Raw genomic sequence first — 13988 nt, forward strand, 5'->3', positions numbered from 1 at the left:
CTCAAGGAGTGACAATGAAAAAGCAAATTGATTTAAACAGTGACCTTGGGGAAAGTTTTGGACAATGGGAAATGGGCAATGATAGCGACATTCTTCCTGTTGTTAGCAGTGCGAATATCGCTTGTGGCTTCCATGCGGGTTCACCAGAAGGGATATTAAAAACTCTGAAAGCTGCAAAAGAAAATGGGGTTGCTGTTGGTGCACATGTGGGCTATCCCGATTTAGTCGGCTTTGGTCGACGTAATATGGATATTGCATCGAATGAATTAACCGCAGACGTGATTTATCAAATTGGTGCATTACAAGGCTTAGCAACCGCGGCAGGAACACAAGTTTTATATGTTAAACCTCATGGTGCACTGTATAACACGATTGCTCATGATAAGCGCCAAGCAATGGCCGTGATTGATGCGATATTAGCCATTGATAAACGACTGATATTAGTTGCATTAGCTGGAGCCCCGATAATTGAGTGGGCACGAGACAGTGGGCTAAGTGTCGTTGCCGAAGCCTTCGCTGATCGCGCATATAACAGCGATGGCACATTGGTATCCCGAAAATTAGCCGGTTCAGTATTACATGACCCGCAGGTAGTCGCAGGCCGTATGTTACAGCTGGTTATGGAAGGCGGTGTGATGTCAATTGATGGAAAATTTACACCTGTTGATGCTGGGTCGATTTGTGTTCATGGGGATAGCCCGGGGGCCCTTGAAATGGCAAAACAGGTGCGAGTCATCTTAGAGCAACAAGGTATTGAAATTTATGGTTTTGCCCACAAAGGAGACCATGAATGACACAGCTAATGAAAGCGTCATTGCAGGCCATCGAAGCTGCTCGCCTTGCACGACAAGCAATCCGCGAAGGATACAGTAAACCAACAGCAGGCCTTGCCCCGGGCATGACTCAAGCCAATATGATTGCATTACCACGTGACTGGGCATTTGATTTTTTATTGTATGCTCAGCGCAATCCAAAGAGCTGCCCTGTTCTAGACGTATGTGAAGCGGGGAGCTGGCAAACGGTCTTAGCGGAAGGCGCCGATTTACGCACGGATATTCCACGTTACCGTGTTTGGGAAAAAGGACAATTAATTGATGAAATTACGGATGCGACAACAATCTATCAACAACATTCTGATTTAGTCACTTTTTTAATTGGTTGCAGTTTTACATTCGAAACACCAATGATAGAAGCAGGTATTGATGTACGGCATATCACGGATAAATCGAATGTTCCGATGTATAAGACCAATCGCCTTTGTCGCCCAGCAGGGCGTTTACAAGGCGAATTAGTGGTTTCAATGCGACCCATACCAGCAAATCGTGTGGCTGACGCAGTGAGTATTACGGGTAGGTTCCCTGCCGTGCATGGCACACCTGTTCATATTGGCGCGCCAGAACAACTAGGTATTACGGATATTATGCAACCTGATTTCGGTGATGCGGTTCGCATTGAAGAGGGCGAAGTTCCCGTTTTTTGGGCTTGTGGCGTCACACCTCAAGCTGCGGTAATGAAATCTGGAGTTCCTTTTGCATTAAGTCACGCACCGGGTTACATGTTTATTACGGATGTACCTGATGCCGCATATCACATATAGAGGTGCCAATTGAGATTTTTACCCGTCAATTTAAGTGCTTTTATGGTTGAGTTGGAAAGTCTTGAACAAACAATGGCATTGACTGATTCCTTAACAGAAATGCCAATTTATGGGATTGACGAAATAACGCCAGCAGCGAGGACGATTTTAATTCGCTATAACCCGATCAAAGCAGATGTGAATGATTTAGTTGAAAAGATATCTATTAGGGATGTGTCGAAGCTCGTCGGCAAGGCCAGTAAATTGGTCACGATCCCTGTTCATTACATTGGCGAGGATTTACCCGATGTTGCAGCACATTTAGGGATATCCACTGCGGAAGTGATACGTCGTCATACAGAAAATGAATTTCAGGTTGCATTTAGCGGTTTTGCCCCGGGTTTTGGTTACATGGTTTCGAAAGGCGCTAATCTGAATGTCCCAAGACGCCAATCGCCAAGGGTGCGTATTCCTGCGGGTTCTGTTGCATTAGCTGGGGAGTTTAGCAGTGTTTACCCACAAGCTAGCCCCGGGGGATGGCAGTTAATTGGTGTGACTGAACTATTAATGTGGGATATCAATCGACCTGAACCTGCGCTCGTTCAAGCAGGCATGCGGGTCAACTTTGTTGATGCCGCAAAAAGCCAAATTAGCTATAGCTTGCCAGAGAAAGCGGAAATCGAAACAAAACCTGAGCATTCAGCCGCTGATTTGACTGTTTTAGCGACAGGATTACAGGTTTTATTTCAAGATTTAGGGCGTATAGGCCAATCGGCCTTGGGGATCTCTGAGTCAGGCGGTATGGATAAATCGGCATTACGTAGTGCAAACCGTATTGTGGGGAATAAATCAGATTCCGCCGTTTTAGAGATAACGCAAGGTGGGTTTAAGGTGCAAGTTCACAAGGACCTCATTGTTGCAGTAACTGGAGCGCCTTGTGCCATTGAGGTTATCACAGCAGAAAACCAGCAATATCAAGTTGACACTTATCAACCGATTCATTTAGCAAAGGGCGACACTATCAAACTCAGCCGCCCGAGCAAAGGAGTTCGTAGTTATTTCGCTGTCCGAGGTGGCTTCAATATAGAACCTATTTTATCGAGCTGCTCGTTTGATACATTAGCGCAAGTTGGCCCAACTCCAATCACGGCAGGCCAAAAACTCACGGTTAACGGCTATTCATCTCCATTAGCCGTTTCATTAAATGAGGCGCCGGCTTTTGAGTACCCAGCAGAAAGTGATGTAGTGGTTTTGGATGTGGTATTAGGGCCTCGAACAGATTGGTTTACAAAACAAGCCGTTGAGCAACTAACGAATCAATTATGGCAAGTCACCGCATCATCAAACCGAATAGGTTTACGACTATTTAGTGAAAAACCGTTAGAGCGCGAACAATTACAGGAGTTACCGAGCGAAGGAACTTGCATTGGGGCAATTCAAGTCCCCGCAAATGGCCAGCCTGTTTTGTTTCTCAACGATCACCCTCTAACGGGGGGATATCCGGTTATTGGTGCGGTATGTGAATATCATTTGGGTTTAGCGGGGCAAATTCCTGTGAATGCCAAAATACGTTTTAATCCACTCGGTGAATTTAAAGTATTAGAAGGGAGCCATTGTGCTTATGAAAATGAATAACAACAAAAAACATAAAGTATTGATTGCTAATCGAGGCGAAATTGCCGTTCGTATTATCCGTGCATGTCGTGATTATGGTTTCCAGTCTGTTGCAGTTTATGCGGACAGCGATATTGACGCTCTTCACGTCAACATGGCGGACGAAGCCTATGGGCTTGGCGGAAATTCGCCAGCAGAAAGTTATTTGAATATTGAAAAGCTGATTAGTATCGCTCAACATTCAGGTTCAACCATGGTGCACCCAGGGTATGGTTTTTTATCTGAACGGGCTGAGTTTGCACGTGCGGTAGAGGCTGCAGGGTTAATTTGGATTGGACCGAATGCAAACAGCATTGATGTATTAGGCGATAAGGTTCAAGCCCGTCATATTGCAATGCAAGTTGGCGCACCGTTAGTGGTCGGAACAAAAGACCCAGTGAAGAATGCACAGGAAGTACTCGAATTTGCACATCAACATGGCCTACCTATTGCAATTAAAGCGGCATTTGGTGGTGGTGGCAGAGGCCTAAAAGTTGCATGGCAACTCCATGAAGTTGAAGAGCTTTATCATTCAGCTGTGCGTGAAGCAACCGCCGCTTTTGGTCGTGGCGAATGCTTTATTGAACAATTTTTGCATAACCCTCGGCACATTGAAGCACAAGTTATTGCAGATACACATGGCAATGTGCTGGTGGTGGGGACACGTGACTGTTCATTACAGCGGCGCAATCAAAAATTGGTTGAAGAGTCACCAGCCCCTTTTTTATCTGAGAAGCAACAGCAGCAAATCATTCAAGCTTCAACGGATATTTGCCGCAAAGCGGGCTATGTGGGAGCAGGAACCGTGGAGTTTTTGCTAAGCCAAGATGGCACGTTGTCATTTCTAGAAGTGAATACGCGCTTACAAGTTGAGCACCCAGTCACAGAGGAAACCGCAGGTATCGACTTAGTGATTGAGCAATTGCGAATTGCAGAAGGCTTACCTTTAAGTATTAATGAGATGCCGACTCCTCGAGGGCATGCATTTGAGTTTCGTATTAATGCTGAAGATGCTGGAAATGGTTTTTTACCGACACCCGGCACTATTACGGTTTTTGATGCGCCAACAGGGCCGGGGGTTCGTGTCGATAGTGGGGTAACAGCGGGAACAACAATACCAGGCACTTTTGACTCGTTAATGGCGAAATTAATTGTTGTGGGGAGTACACGAGAGCAAGCCATTTCGCGTGCACGTCGTGCTTTGGCTGAATTTAACATTGAAGGTGTTGCCTCCGTATTACCATTCCATCGTGCGGTAATGGAACAAGCTGATTTTTGTGAGGATTTTAGCGTACATACGCGTTGGATAGAGACTGAATTTAATGTGGAAATTCCACCCGCAAAACGGCAAATTCCATTATCGGCTGCTGAAATAACACGCACTTTTATTGAAATCGATGGAAAGCGTTGCGAATTGGGTTTACCCACACAACTGTTTTCTGGCTTTTCAGTCAATAATTCAGCTGCAACCCATTTTGCCCCTCAAATCATCCATAACCCAGATGCCGTTAATGCCCCCATCTCTGGGCTATTATTTAACTGGCTGATCCCTCACGGAAATAATGTTTCGGAAGGGGATATAATTGGTGTCATGGAGGCGATGAAAATGGAAGTTCAAATTGTTGCACACCGTGCAGGAACGTTGAAACATTGCGCGACTAAAGGGGATTTTGTTGAAGCGGAGAGCCCAATAGCTGAAATTATTTAGTTTAGTCCGCTTAAGTTTGAGCTAAAGGAATTAGCTCAAACTAACGGGAAAGCCGTTCAGGCAATGTTCTTAGAGGAAGATGAGGTGCAGGAATAGCATGTTTTTCTTCAGCAGTTATTTCATTGCTATCGCGGTAGACTTCACCACATAGAAAATAGAGATTTGGTCGTTTTGATTCTAGGTAGTCTTTTCGGCTAATACATTGTTCTTGTGTGAAAATAGTTTCAGTCACAGGTAACGCATCGCATGAATCTGAGCCACAAGGACTCACCCATAACGCCCAACCAATGAGTACCATATGTCCTGCCATTTACATTGCCTTCCTTAATAAGAACCAATATGAACCGCTGAAAAGTGATGACTGTAAGTAGCTATCGTAATTTACATACGCATTATAAGTTAAATTCTAACATTGAGTTAACCAAATGTATGTATTTAGTCATGGGGAATTCTTTTATTCACACTAAAAAGCAAATCGTTATGAATTAAAAAGTTGCGAATTATTATAAATAGGAACCACATGATTTGGTAACAAATAACGCGGTATATAGTTAAAATTCCCCTAACGATATCGAGTGTTTTTTGGCGTCAGATCGCAAAAAAATAAAATAATTATCTACAAATAACCGATATTAGAGCTCAAGCCTGTCAATTAAGGCGAATTTTATCTAGGATTATGACAACCTCTAATAAGAAAATTGATAGGAATACATCATGACTGCCATGGAAGAAGTGCTTTCATTTTGGTTTGAGGAATCGACGCCAAAACAATGGTTTGAAAAAAGCGCTAAATTTGATTTAACGATAGCACAGCGATTTGCTCATGTTTGTGAACGTGCAGCTAAGGGCGAATTAGCGTATTGGCGTGCATCTATTCGTGGACGTTTAGCAGAAATTATTGTTCTAGACCAGTTTTCTCGTAACCTATGGCGCGATACGCCAAAGTCTTTTGCTCAAGATGGAATGGCTTTAGCTCTCGCGCAAGAAGCGATCAAACAGCATGATTATAACCTATTGACGTTATCACAGCGCAAGTTTGTTTTAATGCCATTTATGCATTCTGAATCCAGTTTTATTCATTTACAGGCTGTTGAACTTTTTCGCATGCTGGGTGATGACGGCACATTAGATTATGAAATGCGACATAAAGCGATTATTGACAAATTTGGTCGCTATCCACACCGTAATGAAATTTTAGGTCGGCCATCGACACAAGAAGAAATTGCATTTTTACAAGAGCCAAATTCTTCATTTTAGGTGAAAACCAAATGAGCCCATATTACTGCTTAATAAGCTCATTTGGTTTCGTTTTTCATTTAACGAAATAACTCAACATGGATTGGCGATAATGCTAATTCTAACTGTAGTGATTTGAGGTAAATTTCAGTGATCTGCGCAAGGTTAGGGTAAAAGGCTGTCTCAGTTTTACTTTCCTGCACCAGTTCTAAATAACGATATGCCCAAGGTAATAAATGTTGTTCAAATAGCGTTATAATGGCACTGTCGTCTTCTTGTTCCGCTAAAGCAGAAACAGCCATCATCATTAAGCCAAATTGGTCTTCAGGCTCACGAAGTCCGGTATCAGTCACTAACCCCTTGGTTTGCAAAAAGTGGCGATAAGCAGCCGTTGACTCTCCCATAACAGAATTATCATGTTCTTGATACACAGATCCCCATGGAGGCGCTGGCATACTACCTTGTCCTTCAAATAAGATAGAATAATCATACGAGATATCATCAGGTTGTGTTTGTGACAACGCAGTACAAAGCGCCTGAATTTGTTCTGGATTTTCCCATGTGTGTAATTGTGGAATTTCACTCAAAACAGGGTAGACGTTTCGTAGCGTGTCCGATTGCGGAGGGTAGTAGAAAAACGCACCAAGGATGCGGATCATTGTCGTGTCAATCATATTATTTATCCGTCTTATTTTGCGCTAAAGTATGCCATTATTATCTGATTTCCTGTCACTGTATCGATGCAGGATAATGTGGGATTACTAAACAAAGAACCCCAAATGGGGTTCTTGAGTAATAAATTATAACATAGTAAGAACAATGCCTTACATGGTTATCTGCCACAAGTTATAGAATGCGATACGGCCTGCAAGTTCAGCTAATAATACTGCTGCGGCACACGTTGCTAATGTTGCTCTTGGCGCACGTTGTTTCAACGCCATACCAACAAATGCAGCTAAAGCAATCGCTAAGACAACCACTTGGAAGCCCCAGAAGCCTGTTTGCTCACCGCTAAGAGCGGGGCCGGTTTCGGCTAAAAACGCTTGGTAACCAGCACGGCTTGCAAAGATAGCGAAAGTACCAATTAAGAATGAAGCAATACCTAAGCCACGTGCGCCGATAGCAATAGCGAGCGCGCCGCCCCCGACTAACATCGTCATCCACATTTGCAGTGTGGTATAACCGGTGTCCCAGTTAGCAATAGTGGCGATATTGTACACTTGAGGGATCGACCAAACAAATGCAAGCCCTGACACGACAGCGGCAATATTTGCCAGTTCACGCAATAACGTATGCTTGAAAAACAGGGTGAAAAATAACGTTGCCGCAGCGCATCCAACAAATACACCACTTAAGAAGGCTTCATTACTCATAGGCGAACGGCCCACACCCAGTAGCATATTGAAGAAGCGTAGTGGCTGGCCAACGTGTAACCCACCGATACCTAAACCAATTATCATAATAATAAAGGCAACGATATTGGCAGTTTTTAGCTGTTTATCATCAATAGATCCCATTTTACGGCTGATATAAGCGAGTAAAAAAAGCCCAGCAGCTGACTGTCCTAAGACAGTGAAAAAAACGAGTGGTAATTCATGCATCTTACACCTCCGCAGGGTTTTTTAATTCGCCACTTTTATCGCCAAATGGCTTCGCATCTTTATGGGGTTTGATGACAATATTTGGGTTTGTCAGGCTTGGGTCTGGCATTGGAGCGATACCACACTCGGTCCCGTGTAACTCACGAAGAACATTAATATCATCAAAATCTAAAGCACGCTGCGGGCAAGACTCAACACAAACCGGTTTCATTCCTTTTGCGACACGTTCATAACAGCCGTCGCATTTAGTCATGAGTTTTTTCTTCTCATCAAACTGTGGTGCGCCATATGGACAGCGTAATTCACAGTAACGGCAACCCACACAAATAGATTGGTCAACTACGACTAAACCATCTTCTTCACGTTTGTGCATTGCACCGGTTGGGCAACCTGCGACACAAGTCGGGTTTGAGCAATGGTTACATGAAATTGAAAGATAGTAATTAAAAACGTTTTGCTGCCAAATACCATCTTGTTTCTGCCAACTACCGCCACCAAACTCGTAGACACGACGGAATTTTGGACCTAAATCTAAATCTTTTTCATCCTTACAACTGACTTGACATGTTTTACAGCCAGTGCATTTAGTGGAGTCAAAGTAAAAGCCATATTGTTTCATTATTCAACTCCTTAAGCGCGTTTAACTTCAACAAGGTTAGTATGTTGTGGGGTACCTTTAGCCAATGGCGAAGGAACATGAGAGGTCAGTGTGTTGATACAACCACCAATATCCAGCCCATCTTCATTGAGAGTACGCCATGCACCTTGTGGAACAGCGATAACACCAGGTAATACACGCTCTGTCACTTTCACTTTAATTTGAATACGGCCACGATCATTAAATATTTCAGCCATGTCACCATTGTTCAAACCGCGTTGCTGGGCATCAATTGGGTTGAGCCAAAATTGATGCGGAATGGCTTCACGGAGCATGGCAACATTGTAATAAGATGAATGCACATGGCCTTTATCATGAAAGCCTGTCATTAATAGCGGATGCTTCTGTTGGCTTGCTTGGGCTTCAACGCCTTCTTTATTGACGCAATATTCAGGAAGGGCAGGGATACGTTGGCCTTCTGGTAACTCCCAATTTTTAACACGCTCAGCCAGTTGTTCCGAATAGATTTCCACTTTACCTGACGGCGTTTTCAATGGGTTATTGATTGGGTCATCGCGGAATTTCTTCAATGCAATATTTTCTGAACTGTTCAAGAACTTACGGTCGATAATACCCGCACCGTCGGTTTCGCTGAATTCAGGTAAATGCGGCATTTTTTCACGTGTTTTGTTATAACAGAACTCAATCCATTCGGCGTAGGTACGGCCTTCGGTGAATTGTTCTTTTACCCCCATTTTCTCAGCAACTTCTGCTAATACATCATAGTTAGGGCGGTTTTCCCACAGTGGTTCAATGGCATTCTGTAGGCGAACTAAATAGTGGTATGCACCACTTGCATAGGAGTTATTGATTAAATCATTGGTTTCAACGGTTGTGACATCCGGTAACAATAAATCTGCATATTTTGCGGATGGCGTATCATGGTTATCCCACACTAAAATGAATTCACATTTTGACTCATCAGCCAGTATTTCATGGGTTTTGTTTAAGTCGCCATGTTGGTTACCAATGACATTACTGGAGTAACACCACATAAACTTGATGTCGTTATTGAGTTTATCGACACCTTTAATACCACCGTTCTCTGCGGTTAATTCTTTCCCACGAACAATAGCTTCTGACCACATATAAGTTGGGATCAAGGCTTTGACTGGGTTAGGTAAAGCAAACCCCGCAACAGGATAAGCATAGCTATTCCCCCACAGACCTGTGTTCGTTCCTGCACGACCAATGTTCCCAGACATCAGCGGTAACATCATAATAGAACGACAAGCTTGTTCGCCATTTTCAGTACGTTGTAAGCCCCAGCCTTGTGAAATCCATGCTCTATTAGCATTGCCGATTTCACGTGCAAGTTGCTTAATGCGTGCGACGGAGATCCCCGTTAATTTGCTCGCCCACTCTGGGGTTTTTGCGATGCCATCAGGCCCATTACCTAAAATATAATCTTTATATGATGCATTGCGTGGTGCAGAAGCAGGTAAGGTCGATTCATCCCAACCAACACAATAGTTGTTTAGGAATTCTTCGTCAGTCAGGCCTTCTTCGATCATGACATAACCGAGAGCAGCAACTAATGCAGCGTCAGTACCTGGGTAAATAGGTATCCATTCTGCGCCAAGCGTTGTGACGCTATCAGTGCGACGCGGGTCAATAATGATAACTTTTGCTTTGCTTTTATCTAACGCATTGAGGGTTTCGTAAAATTGACCGCCCCCAGACATACGCGTTTCAGCAAGGTTGTGACCAAACATGACAACTAGGTCAGAGTTTTGGATTTCAGATAAATAGGATTCTTCTACGCTACCATAGACATAAGGTGTGATTTCCATTAATTGAGCATATGAATATGTACCATAGTCACCCAAGAAACCACCGGTTAAGCTTAATAAACGTTTACACGCTGCACGGCCGTGTAAGTTAGCACCCGTTGACCCAGAGCCATACTGATAATAAATGGCATCACTTCCATATTTATCAATCGTATACTTTAATTTTTCAGCGATAATGGTTGTTGCTTCATCCCATGAAATCTTTTTAAACTTACCTTCACCACGTTTACCAACACGAACCATTGGGTATTTTAAACGGTCTGGATTGTAGGTTTTCCAACGCACTGAACGACCACGTAAACATGGACGGATTTGGTGTTCGCCTAACGTTGAGTCGTCATACATCGTTTCATTGGAAATACGGCTGATAACACCATCTTTCACATGGACTTTTAATGGGCAGCGGCTACCACAGTTGACTAAGCATGCGCTATAGCTAATTTTTTCGCTGACTTCGTCTGGCATGATTGCTGGTGTTTTTGCTTGTGCAGCAAAAGGGAGAGTGATTGAGCCTGCAACAGCAGCGGCACCCGCAACAGTTGCGGAGGTTTGTATAAACTCCCTCCTGCTCAGTTTTCCAAATTGAGTATTTATTTTATTTTTATGCATTGACATTGCCTATATGTAAATAACAACATTACTATCTTGTGTTATATGTTAAAAAAAGTTTCTGTTGAGTTACATGACTTACATCAATGTTATCCCTGATAAAGTAAATGTATTTATTTAATTTATAAGGGTTTTTTGTTTGTTAGTGCATAGGTTAGTTTTATTTTGATTAACTATCGAAATGTTATTGTTTATATAGCGATGACAGGGGATTAAGAGTTAAAGAGGGATATCTCCCTCTTTTAGATACTACTTTAGATGTAGATGAATAAGAAAATTTAACTAATCACTTAGTATTAGTTATTTTTCTGGGAAATGGCCTATCATTCTAACATCATTTCCGGTAGGTGATTGATGTACCATCAGATTAAATTGCGGCAGGATGGAAAAGATATGATCAAAAATGTCAGATTGTATTCTTTCATACTCCACCCATACGGTTGTATTCGTAAAGGCATATATTTCGATTGGAATACCATTTGAATCAGATTCTAGCTGTCTGACCATAATTGTCATATTTTTATGAATATTAGGGTGTGATTTTAAATAAGCTTCAATATAAGCTCGGAAGGTCCCTATATTCGTCAAACGACGTTGATTTAAAGGAACGGCTTTGTCATCAGGTAGACTAGAATTAAAGACTTGGATCTCCGATATTTTTTGTTCAATATAGGGTTCAAGTAAATTGGCTTTAATGTATTGCGCGATTTCTTCATCGGTTAAAAAATGAACACTACTGGCGTCTAAGCGGACACTACGCTTAATTCTGCGTCCACCTGATTCTGTCATTCCTTTCCAGTTTTTGAAGGAGTCAGAAATCAGCGCATAAGTTGGAATAGTCGTAACTGTGTTGTCCCAGTTACGCACTTTAACTGTGGTTAAACCAATGTCAACAACAGCGCCATCAGCACCGTATTTAGGCATTTCTAACCAATCACCAATATTGACCATGTTATTGGCTGAAAGTTGTATTCCTGCAACTAAGCCCATAATGGGGTCTTTAAACACTAACATCATGACGGCTGTCATCGCACCAAGGCCACTTAGGATAATCAGTGGTGATTTGCCAATTAATAGCGCGATGATCATGATGCCAATTAAAATTGTGGCGAGTAGCTTCAGGCTTTGGAATATACCTCGAAGAGGTAGGTGTGCTGTTTTGGCTGCACGTTGGAGTACGCCAAGTATGATATCAAGGACGGAATAAAGGGTGAGTAAGCCAAATAATAGGCACCATGCCTGTGAGCCAACGTTTAAAACGGCTTGAGCAGTCGAACCTGAATGTAACCATAGTGTTGCTTGGATATTGACCACAACACCTTGGATCACAAATGCGAATCGATTGAAAAGATTATGTTGAGTGATTAAATGTACCCAAGTTCCTGCACTTTTTTGCCCGCGCTTTTCGAGCTGAGGAAGTAATATTTTATGTAGAATTAAGTGTAATACGCAGGCGACAATAAGGATTAAACCGAGCACCATAAGTAAAGAGGCAATGTCAGCGTAATCTTGGTTGAATTGACGTACCCAGTCTAGCAGTTGCTGCTGCATGGTTTCTCCTTCTTTAGAATGTTAGGAACAATTGTTTATAAAATAGTGTTTATAAAATAGCATAGGTCAAATGACTTTATCATATTTACAACGAAAATTCATGGGGAGTAATATTAAACTCCGTCTTAATTCTTATTACTAGTTCTAAGTATTGTCTAATATATGAAAATAATATTAATGACAATAAGAGCTATTATAAAGAAGGGCACTTACTAATTTGAGTGATTAAGTAACATTTACATAACATTACGTGTGATGAGGGTTTTCGGATAGTGGTTCTTTATAATTAAGCATAAAAAAAACGACCTTAATTTTAAGGTCGTTGTGCAAAATAAATGCAATTTAACGCTAATGATGAGGTAACTAAAGGTTTGATTAACTAAAGATTAATTAACTTGCTTACATAAAACGTTTAGATAGTAATTCGACGACTTCTTGTACACTGCTGATAAATTCTTTGATGCTTTTCATCGAGAACTCCAAATTAAAATGTGATCCAGATCACGTGAGAGCATTCTAGCTATTCACATGTTAATGTCAAGTTAATATTAAAAATAATTTTAAATTTTAAACTATATTTTAGTTGCTGTGCTACCGCTTGTTTTTTTGTTAGTCGCGGTGCATACAAGAGGGCCCGAATCTGCAAATAGAGATAATAAATGTGAAGAATTGAAAGGTAATTTTTGTAATATAGTGTATGGTTAATAAGAGATTAGGTAATGATTTGATTGATAAAGGAATATAGCTCATGATTGCTTATGTAAACGGCCAGTTTTTACCTGAAGAAGAAGCGTCAGTATCTATTTTTGACCGTGGTTTTTTATTTGCGGATGCAGTGTATGAAGTGACAGCAATAATCAACGGTAAGCTAGTTGATTTTGAACATCATATGGCTCGTTTGCAGCGCTCTTGCGCTGAATTACAGTTATCATTCCCCTACGATTTAGCCGAATTAAAACACATTCATTTTCAACTGGTTCAGCAGAATAACATAGAAGAAGGGCTTGTATATCTTCAGTTGACACGTGGCAATGCAAAACAACGCAGTTTTTTATATCCTGATAAACAGACGAAGCCAACATTAGTCTTATTTGCACAAAAGACGAAGATTGTTGAAAATGAAAAATCAAAACATGGAATAAAAGCCGTCACCGTGGATGATATTCGTTGGCAGCGTTGTGATATTAAAACTGTCGCCTTATTAGCTGCTTCCATGGCAAAAGAATACGCTAAGCAACAAGGTGCTGATGACGCCATATTTGTTAAAAATGGTTATGTCACTGAAGGAAGTTCCAGTAATTGTTTTATTATTAACCATCAAAACCAAATACAAACGCGAGGGTTAAATAATGAGATATTGCCAGGCATTACTCGCCAAGCTATTTTACAACTTGCCCGGGAGCAAGGAATAGGCATTATTGAAAAACCATTTAGTATTGATGAAATGTTAGAAGCTAAAGAAGTCTTTATTACTTCAGCAACAACATTAGTGTGGCCAGTTATTATGGTTAATAGACAATTAATTGGAGAAGGTAAGCCGGGGAAACTAGCTATCCGGCTACGGGAGATATACTTGCAAAAACTAAAATAATGCTTTGAAATA

At 41.7% G+C, this 13988-nt stretch carries 12 protein-coding genes; 6 read left to right on the plus strand and 6 right to left on the minus strand.

Going from position 1 to position 13988, the window contains the following annotated elements; genetic code table 11:
- Positions 1-14: 14 nt before the first annotated feature.
- The 4 genes from PSF42_RS09095 to PSF42_RS09110 are packed head-to-tail and all read left to right on the plus strand — an operon-like array spanning position 15 to position 4937.
- Positions 15-794, plus strand: coding sequence for a LamB/YcsF family protein (locus tag PSF42_RS09095; protein WP_125891259.1), 780 nt, complete (start codon positions 15-17; stop codon positions 792-794).
- Positions 791-1597, plus strand: a complete 807-nt coding sequence (locus PSF42_RS09100) for a putative hydro-lyase (RefSeq protein ID WP_272679874.1) — start codon at positions 791-793, stop codon at positions 1595-1597. Before PSF42_RS09095 ends, PSF42_RS09100 begins: the two co-directional genes overlap by 4 nt.
- A 9-nt stretch (positions 1598-1606) precedes the next feature.
- Positions 1607-3211, plus strand: a complete 1605-nt coding sequence (locus PSF42_RS09105; protein WP_272679875.1) for an urea amidolyase family protein — start codon at positions 1607-1609, stop codon at positions 3209-3211.
- On the plus strand, positions 3198-4937 hold the full coding sequence (locus PSF42_RS09110) for an acetyl/propionyl/methylcrotonyl-CoA carboxylase subunit alpha (protein ID WP_272679876.1): 1740 nt from the start codon (positions 3198-3200) through the stop codon (positions 4935-4937). Before PSF42_RS09105 ends, PSF42_RS09110 begins: the two co-directional genes overlap by 14 nt.
- A 40-nt stretch (positions 4938-4977) precedes the next feature.
- Here the strand turns inward: PSF42_RS09110 and PSF42_RS09115 are convergent, their stop codons facing one another.
- A complete protein-coding gene (locus PSF42_RS09115; protein WP_213912552.1) occupies positions 4978-5247 on the minus strand; it encodes a hypothetical protein in 270 nt (89 codons plus the stop codon).
- 404 nt (positions 5248-5651) lie between these two features.
- Here PSF42_RS09115 and PSF42_RS09120 point away from each other — a divergent pair, with 404 nt between their 5' ends.
- The gene (locus PSF42_RS09120) at positions 5652-6194 is read left to right on the plus strand and encodes a DUF924 family protein (RefSeq protein WP_272679877.1); all 543 of its coding nucleotides are present in this window, start codon (positions 5652-5654) and stop codon (positions 6192-6194) included.
- A gap of 59 nt (positions 6195-6253) precedes the next feature.
- On the opposite strand, the gene PSF42_RS09125 is transcribed toward PSF42_RS09120, so the two are convergent.
- The 5 genes from PSF42_RS09125 to PSF42_RS09145 form a co-directional block, all read right to left on the minus strand.
- Positions 6254-6847 carry a TorD/DmsD family molecular chaperone gene (locus PSF42_RS09125; RefSeq protein WP_272679878.1) on the minus strand — a complete coding sequence of 198 codons (594 nt, stop codon included), beginning with the start codon at positions 6845-6847 and terminating at the stop codon, positions 6254-6256.
- 150 nt (positions 6848-6997) lie between these two features.
- Complete coding sequence (locus PSF42_RS09130; RefSeq protein ID WP_125891253.1) at positions 6998-7774, minus strand: dimethyl sulfoxide reductase anchor subunit family protein; 777 nt, start codon at positions 7772-7774, stop codon at positions 6998-7000.
- 1 nt (position 7775) lies between these two features.
- Entirely contained in the window at positions 7776-8393 is a 618-nt protein-coding gene (locus PSF42_RS09135; RefSeq protein ID WP_125891252.1) for a DMSO/selenate family reductase complex B subunit, read from the minus strand.
- Positions 8394-8404: 11 nt separating this feature from the next.
- Positions 8405-10834 (minus strand): DMSO/selenate family reductase complex A subunit, encoded by a 2430-nt coding sequence (locus PSF42_RS09140; RefSeq protein ID WP_125891251.1) that lies wholly within the window; start codon positions 10832-10834, stop codon positions 8405-8407.
- 300 nt (positions 10835-11134) lie between these two features.
- The gene (locus tag PSF42_RS09145) at positions 11135-12385 is read right to left on the minus strand and encodes a mechanosensitive ion channel family protein (protein ID WP_125891250.1); all 1251 of its coding nucleotides are present in this window, start codon (positions 12383-12385) and stop codon (positions 11135-11137) included.
- 748 nt (positions 12386-13133) lie between these two features.
- Here PSF42_RS09145 and PSF42_RS09150 point away from each other — a divergent pair.
- Entirely contained in the window at positions 13134-13976 is an 843-nt protein-coding gene (locus tag PSF42_RS09150) for a D-amino-acid transaminase (RefSeq protein ID WP_272679879.1), read from the plus strand.
- The last annotated feature ends 12 nt before the right edge of the window (positions 13977-13988 follow it).

It is taken from the genome of Providencia sp. PROV032, assembly GCF_028484875.1.
Taxonomy (GTDB): Bacteria; Pseudomonadota; Gammaproteobacteria; order Enterobacterales; family Enterobacteriaceae; genus Providencia; species Providencia rettgeri_E.